At 39.7% G+C, this 16032-nt stretch carries 13 protein-coding genes; all 13 read right to left on the bottom strand.

Going from position 1 to position 16032, the window contains the following annotated elements; genetic code table 11:
- Positions 1-39 precede the first annotated feature (39 nt).
- The 13 genes from FXV77_RS06850 to FXV77_RS06790 all read right to left on the bottom strand — a co-directional run bounded on the left by FXV77_RS06850 (position 40) and on the right by FXV77_RS06790 (position 16023).
- The gene (locus FXV77_RS06850; RefSeq protein ID WP_148918478.1) at positions 40-948 is read right to left on the bottom strand and encodes an NAD-dependent epimerase/dehydratase family protein; all 909 of its coding nucleotides are present in this window, start codon (positions 946-948) and stop codon (positions 40-42) included.
- Positions 949-1012: 64 nt separating this feature from the next.
- Positions 1013-2092 carry an acyltransferase family protein gene (locus FXV77_RS06845; RefSeq protein ID WP_148918477.1) on the bottom strand — a complete coding sequence of 360 codons (1080 nt, stop codon included), beginning with the start codon at positions 2090-2092 and terminating at the stop codon, positions 1013-1015.
- A gap of 91 nt (positions 2093-2183) precedes the next feature.
- Positions 2184-3710 carry a right-handed parallel beta-helix repeat-containing protein gene (locus FXV77_RS06840; protein WP_222867730.1) on the bottom strand — a complete coding sequence of 509 codons (1527 nt, stop codon included), beginning with the start codon at positions 3708-3710 and terminating at the stop codon, positions 2184-2186.
- The gene (locus FXV77_RS06835; RefSeq protein ID WP_148918475.1) at positions 3637-4791 is read right to left on the bottom strand and encodes a glycosyltransferase; all 1155 of its coding nucleotides are present in this window, start codon (positions 4789-4791) and stop codon (positions 3637-3639) included. The genes FXV77_RS06840 and FXV77_RS06835 overlap by 74 nt, the downstream gene beginning before the upstream one ends.
- Positions 4792-4793: 2 nt before the next feature.
- On the bottom strand, positions 4794-6134 hold the full coding sequence (locus FXV77_RS06830; protein WP_148918474.1) for a polysaccharide pyruvyl transferase family protein: 1341 nt from the start codon (positions 6132-6134) through the stop codon (positions 4794-4796).
- Between the two features lie 33 nt (positions 6135-6167).
- Complete coding sequence (locus tag FXV77_RS06825; RefSeq protein ID WP_187444040.1) at positions 6168-7352, bottom strand: glycosyltransferase family 4 protein; 1185 nt, start codon at positions 7350-7352, stop codon at positions 6168-6170.
- A gap of 77 nt (positions 7353-7429) precedes the next feature.
- The gene (locus FXV77_RS06820; RefSeq protein WP_148918472.1) at positions 7430-8716 is read right to left on the bottom strand and encodes a hypothetical protein; all 1287 of its coding nucleotides are present in this window, start codon (positions 8714-8716) and stop codon (positions 7430-7432) included.
- The gene (locus FXV77_RS06815) at positions 8713-9717 is read right to left on the bottom strand and encodes a glycosyltransferase family 4 protein (protein ID WP_187444039.1); all 1005 of its coding nucleotides are present in this window, start codon (positions 9715-9717) and stop codon (positions 8713-8715) included. Before FXV77_RS06815 ends, FXV77_RS06820 begins: the two co-directional genes overlap by 4 nt.
- 180 nt (positions 9718-9897) lie before the next feature.
- Positions 9898-11307 (bottom strand): lipopolysaccharide biosynthesis protein, encoded by a 1410-nt coding sequence (locus FXV77_RS06810; protein WP_148918470.1) that lies wholly within the window; start codon positions 11305-11307, stop codon positions 9898-9900.
- A gap of 21 nt (positions 11308-11328) precedes the next feature.
- Positions 11329-12270: a polysaccharide pyruvyl transferase family protein gene (locus tag FXV77_RS06805; RefSeq protein ID WP_148918469.1), complete on the bottom strand. Its 942-nt coding sequence runs from the start codon at positions 12268-12270 to the stop codon at positions 11329-11331.
- A gap of 24 nt (positions 12271-12294) precedes the next feature.
- A complete protein-coding gene (locus FXV77_RS06800) occupies positions 12295-13317 on the bottom strand; it encodes an NAD-dependent epimerase (RefSeq protein ID WP_148918468.1) in 1023 nt (340 codons plus the stop codon).
- Positions 13318-13349: 32 nt separating this feature from the next.
- Positions 13350-14732, bottom strand: coding sequence for a nucleotide sugar dehydrogenase (locus FXV77_RS06795; RefSeq protein ID WP_148918467.1), 1383 nt, complete (start codon positions 14730-14732; stop codon positions 13350-13352).
- A 4-nt stretch (positions 14733-14736) separates the two neighbouring features.
- Positions 14737-16023 (bottom strand): nucleotide sugar dehydrogenase, encoded by a 1287-nt coding sequence (locus FXV77_RS06790; RefSeq protein ID WP_148918466.1) that lies wholly within the window; start codon positions 16021-16023, stop codon positions 14737-14739.
- Positions 16024-16032: the final 9 nt, after the last annotated feature.

Genomic DNA, 16032 nt, shown 5'->3' with positions numbered 1-16032 from the left:
AAAACACCTGCTAGAACACTGCTACCTATCGTGTAATCACTATTCACGGATCGCAAAGCTTTTAATCGTCTTCGCTAATCCCTCTTTTGCTGTCAGAGGTAATTTATCGATTCCTAAAGCTTGTTTGATTTTAGCATTAGAAACCACGTACGATTCTGTTAACTTTTTTAGTCGTTCGGAATTTAAGGGTAAGGGCAACACATCCCCGGTTTTCACCACAGCTTTGATCAATCCCGCGGATATGGGCCAGAGTTTGGGTTTCTTACCCAAGGTTTCGGAAATCAATGCTACCAGCTCATTCGTAGACAAGGCATCGTCATCTGCAAAATTGTACACGCCAGAAGGTAATTCTTCATCTACCAACATCTGCTCTAACAAATAGCTAAGATTGTCTATACTCAAGAAAGAGCGTTGATTATGGAATGCCGCCAATGGCCAAGGAATACCATTTCTTACCACTTTATATAGCAAGTTTAGGTTACCTTTATTGCCTGGACCGTGGATCATGCATGGGCGAATAATAAACAGACGCTTGCCCTCTGGCAAAGTTTGTGCAAGAAGATACTGCTCTGCTTCCAGCTTCGATTTTCCATATGGTGTATAGGGCTTGCCTTGTACCTCTTCATTCAGCAATCCTTCTACCGTATCGGCCACCGCTTTTACGGAACTGAAGTAAAAAAAGTCACGGATATTCGATTCTAGGAAAAGATTGAACAGTTCTACCGTTAAATCCCGATTGACTTTAAAGTATTCTTCATCTGCGGATGTATTGGCGGTATCGTGTGCCTTTCCTGCGAGGTGAACAATAGCAATGGCACCCTGTTCTATATGATTATGCCAGTTGATATTACGCAGCGAAAGTTTATTGATGTCATATCGTCTCTCCTTTAGATATTGTTCCAAGTTTTGCCCTACAAAGCCGGAGGCGCCGGTGATGGTGATTTTCATTTTTCTAAGATTTCAAATAGAATCTATATAATTGCGAACAACGCTTTTTAGAAGTGACTATAAGTTATTTATTTAAAAATTTCTTTTCCACTAAATGATAGAATACTGTGGTAATAGGTAAAATTACAAATAGGATAAACCCAAATAACAACAATTGTCTATTATCTCGCGACATCTCAAAGTTTTCTAACAAGTAAAGGTTTCCTAAAGCAAGAAAAGGACCATGAATTAAATAAAGACTATAAGAAATCCTTCCTAAGAAAAGGGTTGAGGGATTTTCTAATAGTAAATAACGGACTTCTGCATGAAGCCTCTTGTAAGAAGTCAATGTGTATATTAAGAATGAGAACGCAAATCCCACAATTATATTAGAAGCAAATCCCCCCATCGGTTTGATTATTTGAAGAGCCAGACTACCGATAAAAACTAACGTCGCCATATAAATTAGTTTTTTTCTGGACTTATTCGCCTTAAATGAATAATAACAACTAATAACTCCCATAAAAAACAATAAAATAAATTCAGGAACAGCAAAGGGGACTATAAACTGTAATATCAACGTTATAACGACAAAAACTAACAGTGATAGGTACATAGAGTATTTTCGCCATAAAAATAACATTACTGGAAAAAGAAAGTATATTTGCCATTCTGTTGCTATGCTCCAATGTGCTCCGTTTATCTTATGAATCCAGGACGAATCGAGGTTGTGAATTAACAGAACGTGTACTATTATATCTTGTACTGTTACGGGAATCTTACTATCCCAAGCTGTATTTTGTGGAACCTGTAGTAAAGGGAACACTGCTATCATTACTAATGATATTACCAGAGCGATGTAATACGGCGGAATTAGTCGCTTTGCTCGCCTTGATATATACCTTTTGAAGCCCCCCTTTAGTTCAAGATTACTATTTACAACAGGTATAGCTAAACAAAATCCCGAAAGTACTATAAAGATAGCAACAGCCAGCTGGCCTAGAGACAGGAATGTTTCAAAGTATCTTAACAACAAAATGTCCTCCGATAACTGCAGTTTCTTGTCAATGGAATATCCATTGAAATGCAAAGAGTGAAAAAAAACAACCCACATGGCGGCGAGACCTCTAAAACCGTCCAAGAAATCAAAACGTAACTTACTCATTTTTTTTATTATTACACTTTATTTTATATTACTACCTATCTCGCCTTCAATAAAATTCAGATGAAAGCCTGAGTAAATTATGTAATGTTTATTACCGTATAACAGATATACCTTCTTTAGAAACAAAATCCTTTACCCCAAGATTAATATCTTTTTTGTCGTGTCCTTGAGAAACAAAATTGCTAATCCTTACCTTTTGGTAAGAAGCCTTATCTAACGTACTTATCCCGTAATCCATCCTTGAGTTCTTACTAGATTTTATTGCCCGACAATCCGTGAATGTTGAATTACCAAGGACTTTTTTTGTCCTACTTTTCAAATTTGAGATCCTGAAACCAGCATATTGTCTATACATATCAGTCGCTGTACTGCCTATGTTGCTGTTAATCGTGATACAGCGGTTATATTCTTTCGCTGCACCTGAAGCCGCGCATGCTACTTCCCAAAATCCCGCTTCATGCGAGTTTTCCGCCACGCAGTCAATAAAGCGAACAAGCCCACTCGACGCTTCACTAAAATACCGATTAGTGAACCCAACCTTATTATCAATAGCTTTACAATTTTCAAATATGATATCTACGGGCTTGCTAGTATTATCTGCTTTTATTAAAGCGACACAAAAGCCCCATGCATTATTGCCCTTAGCAATACAGTTAATAAAACGGACTTGCTCAATTATATCAGACGGAAGACTAGGTTCTACATCTACCCCAGCCTCAGGAAGAGCTCCATTACTATTTGAAAACTCGCAGTCTTCAACAATTAAATTTCTTGCGGATATAACACTTATTCCTTGTCGTCTGTTGTTGTCTGCAGAAACATTGCGTATCTTTATATTTTCGGAAAATCTTCTTTTTGTTTTGTATGCACCGATGTAAAATCCATCTCCACCACTGTTATTGGCCTTTACATTATTTATAGTCACATTTGAAGATCCATTAATCATAAAAATATGATTGTGCTCACCCTTATACGCGGACTTGTTCATTCGCAATAACGCACTGTTACCCTTAATTATCACGTTATCCGCATTCTGGATTCTAAAAAGCGCCTCAAAATTTGCATGAGATTGCTTTAAGTTATCGGTAGCTTGAACAATGGTTCCCGACTCGAACACTAAAGTCGAATTACTAGGAATCAGCAGCTGTCTTGTCAGATAATAGCTGCCTTTTTGCTTAGGGATAAATAATACTTTGCCAACTGCCGCATTTAATGCTTTTTGGAAACCAACAGTTTCATTTTTCCCATTACCAATGACGCCAAAATCTCGCAAATTAATTGTATCTCCCTGGGCTAGGTTTGCAACTTGTGACCCGCTGACGAGCTCGCCCCCCCCATTTATTCCTTTAACATCGCAAGAATCGTCCAATTTTCCGTATGCATTTAAAGGCTTTTGCTCCTCAATATCAGAGTCGACGTTAGTATTTTGCTCCGTGAATCGGGTACTTTCGACCTCTGTCCCTGAACGAAAATAAAAAAAACTACCAACCGTCAATAATACAATTGCAGCAACTACTAATAAAGTGGATTTTTTCATTTCTGTCTTATTTGTTTGTGGAACAATATTGCTCATATCGATTCTTCTCACAAATAACATATCTATTTCTATCATATTCATGCCTATCTTGCCCGATCTGGGCTTTAAATTTACTAATACGTTCTCTATCCAATAACAAACTCTCCATTTTATCGGCGACGGATTGCCAACCATCACCTACATCGACTACATAGCCATTCCGCTCATTTTCGACAATTTCGTTACATCCTCTAGAATCCGCCGTAATTACCGGAACTGTCATTGCCAGGGCTTCTATAATACATACAGGCATGCCCTCTTTGACACTCGGGAACACAAACACATCCGTAATAGACAGATAGCTAGCAACGTCTTTTGTAAAGCCTATTGGCACAATTCCTAAACAGCTTTTCATTTTTTGTTCCTCTTGCTCATTTAGACCAGTTGGGTGAATAGGATCGTTTCCGCCAATCAATAACAATCTTGCATTAGGGTATCTTTGATAGAGGGATAAGAAAGAACGAACAACCTTGTCGTACCCTTTAAATTCGACAAACCGACCAGTGTAGGCGAAAACAAAATCATCCTGTGAAATGCCAAGCTCCGTCTTTAGTGCTAATTTTTGTTCTTGAGAGTAATTTTTTGGATCAAACACTTCCAAATCACACCCCAGGCCCAATGTTTCATATTTTTCCACGTTCCCGTAACCTAATTCGCGCACAGCTTGGAAATCTACTTCATTTAACACATAAATCGTATCTAATCGATTAAAGCAAAATCTTTCCACTGCACCGAATATCTTTTTCTTTATGCCCTTTAATACCGGAAATCCCAATCCGTGAAATGTCCCTAATGTTTTATACGGCAAGCGGCGGGAAAACAAAGTGGTGAAAATACCCGTTGTAAAATGGATATGCACCAAATCTGGTGCTATGCCAGCTAAAGCATGCCGTATTTTCTTCGAAGCTTTGTAATGCGCCAATGGGTTAAATCCCCGTGGAAAATCCACATAAGAGAACCGGACACCTTCTTTTTCATAATCAAACTTATCCTGAATGTTAATAACCCGAAGTTCGGAGGTTATCACCGAGATTTCATGTTTGTCTTTGACGAGACGAATCGCCAAGTCACCCAAGAAATTATTAAAGCTTCCATAATCAGTTATTATTAATGCGATCTTCATACTTAATGCCTCACTGCCTTCTTAATCATTTCAATGGTTTCTTGCCGCTGTTCTTCCAAATACGGTAATTTTGCCGCCAGCTTCCCTTTGATTCCCTCATAATTTGCGATTGCTTTATCAAACAGCCGTATTAATTTTTCTGTTGTTACGTCGTCTATTTTCACTACATATTCTCCCAAATCAAACTCCTCCATAATGCCGACACCTTTATTTCCACCATAAGCGATGGAAATTGAAGGCACTTCTGAAGTCATCGAAAATATCAAAGAATGAAAGCGTGTTCCTACGAAAAAGTACATATTGGCATATACCGCTTTTAATACATCACAGGTTGGATCTTCGTTTACCCAGGTGAAAAGTTTCGTTTTATCGTTATCGCATATTTGAATCAAACGTTCTATGGCATTCCGATCATCTTCATGCACATTCGGGCCGATGGATTGATTAAAGAGCGCAACCTTATACCCTTGCCCCTTCAGATATATTATGAGGTCTTTTAACGAATTTAAATATCGATCAAATAACTGCTCAGGACTATCGCTCCCTGGAAATCGCCAAGGACGAACAGTCATCCCTACGATTTTATCTGCTTTTCTAAAGCCATATTTTTCCAAAATAGCAAAACCGACCTCCTTTGGTTGCATTTGTAGGTAGAAACCCAAATCAGGCACGACAGGTATATCTCTTTTCAATAACTTGCCAAGTGCTATAGAAGAGACATGCTCGCGCGCAAAAATAAGATCACTTTGCTCCAATCCTTTCTTTAGTTGACTCTCGACAGTCCACCCATCAAAAGGTCCATAAGAATTTGGCAACAACACCAACTCCTTATCCAATTGTTTTGCTAAATTCATATAGTACAAAAAGTACCACATCACATAAGGAGCTGTTTTTTCTCCGTGGGCATGCAAAAACCCCCCCCCTTTAACAAATACAGTATCTACTTCACGAAAAGCCTGTATAGTTTCTATCTCGCGCGGATTAAAATACCTTTTTATCTTCTGATCATCATAAATAATCTTCTTCAGACGGGTGAGGTGTAAATAATCACCGACCGCGTTTTTTACTTGAAAAAGCAAATATCCCAAGCCCTCTTTTTGCAACTGATCTTTGTGGTGCTTGCCCCGTCTCGGATGCTGCAGCAGATTTTGGATAACGTACATTCCTCGATTAATCGTTTGGCCACATAGAGCATCAAACTCTTCAGGCGTATCTCCTAAAGAAATCACTTTTATATCGTCGTATAATCCCGTATCTTGAATAATTCGGTAACTTTCCCAAACTAAAGCCTGATCGCCCTTGTTCATGTCTGTAATACCGTTTACGATAATTGCTTTTTTCATGTTAATATCTTTAAATTTTACGTATTTTAGTCTCTAAAACACTTCTTTTACTTCTTTGAAAAATTCTTCTCTTCGTCTTTCAAGAACGGAAAAGACATACTTATTAGATCGTTCGAAATTCGTTGCGGCCATTTTTTTCCGGAGAGCCGTGTCTTGTGTGACCCTCAAGATGTCTTGACATAGCTTTTTTGCGTCTCCAGGTCTATGCAAGAAATCTATTGGAAGTAATTCTGGCGTTCCTGCAACGCTAGAAGCTAATATAGGACAAGCTCTGCTCATAGCCTCAATAACAACCCGCGGCAAACCTTCTTGTTTGGAGGGGTGAACATATAGATCCAGATTGTCCAGAAAATCAAATATCTCCTTACCGGCTTTTAGCTTTCCGCGAATGGTAGTCTGCTTCTCAACCTGATAATGATCAATTAATCCTTTCAAATACGTTGGGTCTCCACCGCCGACGAAATCCAATCGTATCTGCTCCCTAACCCGAGCAGGTAGTGCTGAAACAGCTTTTAATAAGACGTCGTACCCTTTATAGCGGACCGCGATATTCCCTATTATGCCGAGTTTGATTATATCCGAACTTTGAGAATGGTCAATTTTAAAGATACGCTTAGGCAGCGCCTCTGCTTCTACCTCTGGGATAATTACGTTCGATGCATGTGCAATTATACTCGCGCTTGTAGGATAGCGGTTTTGCAGAAATGCTTCCGTTACATAAATAGCCGCACTTGCGTGCTTAACAGCCTTTTTCATTTTTAGGTAGCTATATGGTGACATTATTTTCGGAGCTAATCCGCCATAATTCCAATTCGCATCCCAAGAGCAACCTACGACTTCTCCTACGTATTTTATATTTTTCTTTATACAGTACTCTGCTGCAAATACGGATATTGTAGCTGGAAAACGCATAATGATCACATCGTGCTTTTTGATTTCGGCAATCAACTGCTTTTCAATTTTCTTTCTTTTCTTAAAATAATCTGCACCACCGCTTACATCTGTAAAAAGGTTAAAAGTCACCTTCTCCCTCTCAGCGGGATGGTAGCGCGATACATCTTCTTCTGTTTTACAACGGCCCATTACGGTGACACTATCAAAATGTTTTAGATAACGTTCCCATAAAACTGAATTTAAGTTGCCAGAGGTGTATAATAGTCCAGTGGCTTTATCTTTTATAAATGGGTGATCGTGTATAAATAGGGCTTTTTTTTCCATTGTATGTGACATCTATTGTATAATATAACTATGAGATTTTGAGGAAAAACCAATTTTCACTATCATTTTATCTAGTTCTAAGCTTTATTTGTTCTGGATAAACAGGCAAATATTGTATAATAAGCAATCAACATAATAGAGAGTGATTGTCGTGCCAAAAGATACATTACTTTAGCATCAATTATCATAATCGTCAATAAGATAGCTGTAGTAGCCATACCCAGTAAACGAACAGACCTTGTGACACGAATTGCTTTAAGAAGCATGGAAAAACAGTAACCATAAACTAAGAGAACAAAAAAGATCCCTAAGTTGTGCAAGTTCAATGTAGGCCCAGGATCAGCTTTTATTCTGTAATCTTCACTTCTTCCACTTCCCCCTTTTCCGAATAGAAAAACTATGTCCTCGTCCGGAATGAAGTACATATTATTTGAAATGCGCTCTAGCGTTTCATCTGCCGTAACAGATCTATTAGATCTTTGATACATCGTTTCATCTTGTGTAATCATAAACAAAGTCCTTCCTATCGAAGAATTACGAACCCAGTCAGCATCTGCATTAGCCCTGAGAAAAGTAACGATTGGAATTGCTAGTAGTAAGAAAACAACAACTAATTTTATTGCTCGGCCAATGTATTTTTGTAGATAACGAAAGTTAAATAACAACAATAAAACTGACACAACGACAATGTTTACAAGCCCTGTTACCCCCGAAACGAAAATCGCAATGAAACTAATTGGAATCGACAAATAAATAAGTATTCTAGCCTTCTTGGAATGTCTTTTGTAATGAAGAATAAATGGTAACAACAATATCCCTAGCGATTGAATCCCAGAAGCTGCGTCCCAGGTACTTGTCAGACCACCTATTCTTTGACCCAACAACCTCGTCTCAAAGGTTCTATTATTCTCATCCAATTGGACCAATTGGGTGAGAACAAAATTATTAACAGCAGGAATCAAGAACATTAAAAGCATTAAAACACTATGAGCTATAACACAACACCATAAGTGAAAAATTAATCTCTCTCCATAATTTTCACCACGAAAATAAAAGATATAAAGCCGCACTAAACCAAAGATACCCAAAACGTTGATGATCACCCGACCAAATCGTAATACCTGATAGTTGTCTGTGAGACCATAAAAGGCTTTAAGTATGAGTACATAGCCAACCATCACAGCACCAAATAAGATATACATTAACGTTGGTCTACCAATGTTTTTAAAAATTGTTGTTCGTTGGTCAACTAAGAAAGACATAACGAATGTCAAAGAACAGAATATGGACATAGAGTCGATACTTCCTCCTATTTTGGGCGAATAGATCAACAAAAACATACATACTGGCAACAAATTTTTCATAGCTGAGCTTTATGCGCGCTAATAATGTCAACCAATTGCCGCGCGCGTGCCTGATAAGAATATAAACTACAAACGTCTCTGTATGCTTGTCGTTGTAATCGTGCAAATAAATCTCGATCAGTATTAAGTCTATTAATAGCGCCTATCCATGCTGCAGGCTTATCGTGCGGCACTAGTAATGCGTTAACACCATCTTTTAGTACCTCTCTAATGACCGGAATATCGGATGCTACGATTACTTTCCCGGAAGCCATATATTCAAACAATTTCATTGGTGACGTATATTTCCCAATTTCAGATTGATTTGCAACAACAACACTTGGTTGATTCGGAAGTAAACCTATGTCAAAGGAATCTAAAGCATCAGGAATTTTCGAAAAAGGAACCTTGCCGTGGAAAGTTATATTCGGAGAGGCATTACTGTCATTGGAAAAACCATAGATATGAAATTTCGTTTCTGTTTTCTGTGGTAATTTTTCGATTATTTCCCACCCTTTGCCAGGAAAATTGCTTCCAATGTAGCCTGCTGTAAGCTCCTCTTTTTCTGGACTAGCCACATTATAATGAAATCGGTCAACATCAGCCGCATCCGGCAATACATGAATTGCATATTTATATTCTGCACCCACCACTTGAACAATATCTTCTTTTAACGCCTCTGTAATAACAATCAATCCAACGAATCTAGAATTGACGAAGGTATCTTTCAGAAATTTAAAATCTTCTTCTATTGGAAGAGAATGTATCTCTAACAAAACCGAAAAATTTCTTTTCAAGAAGAAATCGGCAACGACAACTTGTCTACAATAAATAACTCTGTTTTTACTTCCCCCAATAGTTCTCAAGAAGAAAGTATCATTAGGATACAATTGTATCAATTTACGGTGTCGTATTTCCTTTCCATTTACGTCATAAGACGACAAATTCTTAGAAAAGGTTTGCTTACGCCAAATCTTAGCTGGCGAGACTAATTCGAAGTCACATATTTTTGCTAATTCCATAGCAGTCATGACCATGTGTATGCTTTCCGCAGAATGGTGTGGAATTGCGGTAAAAGTAACCAGCGAAATCTTTGTCATTATCTTTTAAAATTACTTTAATTATTAATATATTCAGCCCACGCCTTACAAAAATAGTTTATTGACCTCGCTACAGAAAATTTCTTATTCATGCCCCCAACATTAAGCGACCTTTTTCACCCCGACTCGGATTTTTAATAGAATCGATTTAATAAGTGATTTATTCATAAAAATAAAAACAAGCGTTGAAACAATAGCGAACGTAATCAGTCCATATAAGTCATCGAGAAGAAATACCAAATACAAAGCAAGAGCGATCAAGATCATAATCCATACCATTTTCCACTTATCAAAGGTAACTTTAAAAAACTTGCGCGTCTGCCATACTCTAAGCAACCATGTAACAAAAAAACCAATGGCCAAGCCTATGGACGCACCTTGCAACCCGATTTTCGGGACAAGAAGCCAAGCAATAATAATACTGACAATAGCCCCAATTATAGTGGTGGAGAATGCTCCGATTGTTTTTTTTGCGCTCATATAGCCCGTTGCAAAAAAAGTTGAGAATGTTGCAAAGGCTACACCTATAAACAAAATCGGAATATATTTCCAACTATCGAGATAAGCTTCAGCTACGAAGTTTACCACATATATTTTAGAAAGGGGAATTAATAAAATTATTAATGTCATTTCCAATATAAAATACCGATTGAACGTCTCGGAATATAACTTATCACGATGTTCTTTGTTAAATTCTGTAATAGCACTTTCTTGCCAGGCTAAATTGAAAATAGAATTGACAGCATAAAGCGCCATTGCCAGTCTGCTGGATAAAGCGTATATACCATTACTTCCTTGTCCCAAAAACAAAAGAATAATATATCGGTTCGCAGAGTTAATAAACCACCAGCTAATAGCATTAGGTATAAGTGGAAGAGAATAGGAAATAAATTCAGAAAGTAATGGTTTGGAAAAATCAAGCGCCGAAATATATTTCCACATACGAGTACCATATATTATCAATAGAATGGATACTATATTTGCTAAGATATTCGCAATAAACAAACTCACAACGCCAAAAGAAAATACCGCTAATAGAACCCAATTGACTATGACCAAGACAGCAGAGTTGACTAAACCTGATAAAGCATAAAGTTTATTCTTCTTCATTCCCCTAGCAACCGCCAAACAAAATGGGTATAGACACATAACTATAAAATATACACCGATAATACCGCGATATTCTAATGAGTAGAAATGGGTTCCAATCAGATAGACAACTAAGATAGCTAAGATAGCACAAAACAAGCTCAGAAAAGAAGTAGAGATTACCCTTTTTAACTCTGTCACTTCCACATCCAATAACCACCGGTATATACTTTCCGCTAACTGTAGACTGGCAACAGGAATAATCAATCCTATGGTTACTACTACCATATCATAAAACCCCATTTCTGAAGTCGATAGATAAAAGCTGAAAAGTGGAACTAAAAGAAATACTAAAAAACGTGAGCCAAAGTTCCCTATAGAAAAAATTAAAACATTTTTTAGCAATCTATCCTTTGCACTCATAATAAATCAGTTAGTTTATTCTTATAAAAACTTAACATCTTCCAGTTCTGACAACCAAGTATCATAAAAACCTTTGTTTTTCCCATAAGAATTGTCCAAAAATGTTAAAGGTTTGTGTAAGAGCACAGAGAGAATGGCTCCGTGTAGACGGGTTGTGTAGATATATTTGTAAGTTGACAAAAACGATACTCCTTTTTTTACTAAGTATTTTCTATATATATTATAAGCATAATAATCTGTAAAGTTCTTAAACGGAAATCTTGGATGAATGGGCCTAGTCATAACTTTGTGCATCAAATTTCCACGTTGTTTAGTCGGCCAATCTTTTACATCCATGTTCTCCTCCCCTCCGACAAACTGCTTATAATTGTAAGCGTGTGATAGTTCTTTATCATTCCGCATTAGAAAAAGTTGCTTTTCACCAATCGGTCTGTCATATTCTCTCAAGATTTGTGTATCAATACAGAAAGCCATATCCGGAAGCATCAAAATATTATTCGTAAAATATTTTTTCAGCAAGTCAAATGACCTTTGATCTCGCGCACAAATTGTTAATTTTTTATGTTCGGCAAGTTTTGCTGCTTCCTTTTCTATTTGCGAAACATCTGAGTAACTTACCGTCTGTGGAAATATGATAATAGGGTTCTGCTTATACTGCTGGATTACATTCAGTCGAAATTTCTGATGCTTGGGCCATATATCGCCAAAATTTCCTCCCCCATGCAGAAATATTGTCGTCTCTGAAGTAATGAGCTCTGAATCGTAAAAAGTATCTGACGAAAAACGACCTAAACACTTACTAGATAATGTCTTTAGAAAAGATTCTTCACCCTCCCATATTAATATATCGCCAATATTCGAATGATAAGGCAAATCTAACAACACGTAGTCAGTTTTTACCAAAGGAGTAATTTCCCGTATAATTTTCTCCCTCAACTCCTCAATTTTTTGTTTAAATTTCATATTGTTTCTACACCTTTAAGAATTTTAATTATATCCTCTATACCACTCCACAAACTCCTTCACTCCCTCTTGAATAGACGTCGTGCTCTGATAACCCAATGCATTCAAATGCTTGGTATCCGCCCATGTGCGCGGTACATCTCCCGGCTGCATCGGTAGCATATTCTTTTCGGCAACCTTCCCCAGGTTCTGCTCCAATGTATCGATGAATTCCATCAACGAAACCGGAGAACCGTTCCCGATATTGAACACTTGATACAATGGCTGTTCCTTTTCCTTTGTCGGTGGGTTGTTCAGCGTAATGATAATGCCCTGCACTATATCGTCGATATAGGTAAAATCACGGCTCATCTCTCCATTGTTGAACACCTTAATCGGACGGTCTTCGGTAATAGCCGATGTAAATAGGATAGGGGCCATATCTGGGCGCCCCCAAGGACCGTACACCGTAAAGAAGCGTAACCCAGAGGTCGGGATCCTGTACAGATGGCTGTACGTATGTGCCATCAGTTCATTCGCTTTCTTGGTTGCAGCGTATAAACTCACAGGATAGTCTACACGATCGTCCTCGGAGAACGGCACTTTGCCATTCTCTCCGTATACCGACGAACTGGATGCATAAACTAAATGACCTACTTGATGATGCCGACAACATTCCAATATGTTCACAAAGCCCACGAGGTTGCTGTCCACGTAAGCCATGGGATTTTCCAGGCTGTAGCGTACACCAGCTTGTGCCGCCAGATTGACTACCGCATCGAATTTTTCTCTTGCAAAAAGCTCCGGTAAAGACTCCCGGTCTTCTAAGTTCAAACGTACAAACCGAAAATTCGGGTATTTGCTAGAGCTCGCTTCCTGTTGCCAATTCTCCGCTTCCTCTTGCTTCACACCTAGTTCGGCCAGTCTTGCGTATTTCAGATTGACGTCATAGTAATCGTTGATATTATCCAGTCCAACCACCTCGACACCTTGATCAAGAAGTGTCTTGCTTAAATGGAAGCCGATAAATCCGGCTGCTCCCGTGACGAGCACTTTCTTGTATTTCATCCGTTTTCGTTTATATATGAATATGCTTATGCTTATTCCCCGATTGCGTAATACGCAAATCCCAGTCTGTTCAGTTCTTTTCTGTCCAATAGTTTACGCCCGTCGAAGACAAACGATGGTCTTTTCATACCTTCCTTGATCTTCGCCCAGTCATAATCTTTAAACTCATCCCACTCCGTCAATACTGCAGCAGCATGGGCGCCGTCCAATGCTTCGTAAGGATTGTCCACCACTTTCACCAACCGGCGGTTATCTTCCGGTGAGCGTGTTCCGAGATAGTCCAGATCTTTATAAATCTGCTCGGCAGGCACTTTCGGATCGTATACCACCACTTGTGCCTCTTCATCCAACAGGTGGTCGGCCACATAGATCGCTGCAGATTCACGCGTATCATTCGTATCTTTCTTGAACGCCCAGCCCAGGAACGCAATATGCTTGCCGTTCACCGTATTGTACATCGTCTGGATAATCTTCTCCGCAAAACGGGTCTTCTGATGGTCGTTCATCAAAATGACCTGCTCCCAATAATCCGCTACCGCGGTTAAATTGTAAGAGCGGGCGATATACACCAGGTTCAGGATGTCCTTTTGGAAACACGATCCACCAAAACCTACAGAAGCTTTCAGGAATTTCGGACCAATACGGGAATCCTGCCCTATAGCTCTAGCTACCTCGTCGACATTGGCACCTGTAACCTCACATAGTTCGGAAATAGCATTGATGGAGGATACACGTTGTGCCAGGAAAGCGTTGGCAACCAGTTTCGATAGTTCGGAAGACCATAGGTTCGTCGTTAAGATACGCTCACGCGGAACCCATGCCTCATACACCTGTACCAGCGCTTCGATAGCAGCCTCATCTTCGCCACCGATCAACACGCGGTCGGGATTGTGCAGATCCGTAACGGCTGTTCCTTCCGCTAGAAACTCCGGGTTGGATAGGATATGGAAGTTCACCCCGTTACCGGTATTGTCTAATATATTTTTCAGTGCCTCGGCCGTACGCACGGGAAGGGTAGACTTCTCCACGACAATTTTATCTTCCTTGGCAACCGCAGCGATCTGACGCGCACACAGCTCGATAAACTTCAGGTCCGCGGCCTGTCCCTTACCTTTTCCATAGGTCTTGGTGGGCGTATTCACCGAGATAAAGATCATATCGGCTTCATCGATGGCCTTGTCTACATCCGTAGAGAAAAACAGGTTGCGGCCACGCGCTTCACCTACCACCGCATCCAGACCCGGTTCGTATACCGGAAGGTTATCCAGGTTCTCGTCGTTCCAGGCAGCGATACGTGCCTGATTCAGGTCAACTACCGTAACCTGCACATTGGGATTCTTTTGCGCGATAACGGACATCGTCGGTCCACCAACGTAGCCCGCTCCGATACAGGTGATTTTTTTTACTTGCTTCATATTTTTATAATCTGGCGTCTACCCATTCACGCGGCAATATGCCCTTCGCGTCGAACACGACAGCCTGTTCTTTTTTTATTTCGTTTATGTTTATCGCTAAAAATTCGTGATGCGCTGTTGCCAGAATAATAGCATCGTACTTCGTTTCTTGATTTTCTAGGATTCTTTTGAGTTGGATACCGTACTCTGCATCCACTTCATCCGGGTTTGCCCAAGGATCGTATACCTCCACGTCGATACCAAATTCCTGCAATTCGTTATAGATATCGATAGCCTTTGTGTTCCGGATATCGGGACAGTTCTCCTTGAAGGTTATGCCCAGGATAAGTGCTTTCGCACCATGCACCGGAATATCTTTTTTGATCATGAGCTTGATCACCTTCGAGGCGATAAAGACCGGAATGGAATTATTGACCCGTCTCCCCGACAGAATCACATCGGGATGATAACCCAATTGAATAGCTTTGTGCGTGAGATAATAGGGGTCTACAGAGATACAGTGCCCCCCGACGAGCCCGGGTTTGTACTTTAAAAAGTTGAACTTTGTGCCTGCGGCTTCCAACACATCGTGGGTATCGATGCCGATACGGTCAAAAATCAAGGCCAGTTCGTTCACAAAGGAAATATTGACATCACGCTGTGCATTTTCGATGGCTTTGGATGCTTCTGCTACTTTGATACTAGGTGCCTTATGTGTACCTGCTTTCACAATAGTGCAATAAAGCTGATCCACTTCTTCCGCTATTTCAGGCGTAGAGCCGGATGTTACCTTCTTAATCGTTGTTAAGGTATTCACCTTATCGCCTGGATTGATGCGTTCGGGTGAGTAACCGATGAAAAAATCCTGGTTAAAAACTAAACCCGAGTTTTTCTCTAATACCGGAACGCATTCTTCTTCTGTACAACCTGGATACACTGTCGATTCGTAAATAACGATATCGCCTTTTTTTATGATTTCACCCAACATCTCCGATGCGTGGCGCAACGACCGGAGATCCGGCGCATTGTAACGATTGATTGGGGTGGGGACGGTTACAATATAAATCTGTGCATCCTGAATGTCGACGATGTCGTTAGAAAAGGACAGTTTGCCGGATGATTGGACCGCTTTCAGCTTTTCCGCCTCCACTTCAAAGGTATAATCGTTCCCTTGTGCCAACTGTGCTATGCGCTGGGCATCAATATCGAATCCAACAACAGCAAAATGATGCGCCAGTTCAATGGCCAGGGGTAGCCCCACATAGCCTTGACCGATGACGGCAATTTTCTTTGTATGTTGCGGATTGTTCACGAATGGATA

This window comes from Sphingobacterium phlebotomi, assembly GCF_008180195.1.
GTDB classification, from domain to species: Bacteria; Bacteroidota; Bacteroidia; order Sphingobacteriales; family Sphingobacteriaceae; genus Sphingobacterium; species Sphingobacterium phlebotomi.
This window is presented reverse-complemented; position numbering and strand designations above follow the sequence as displayed.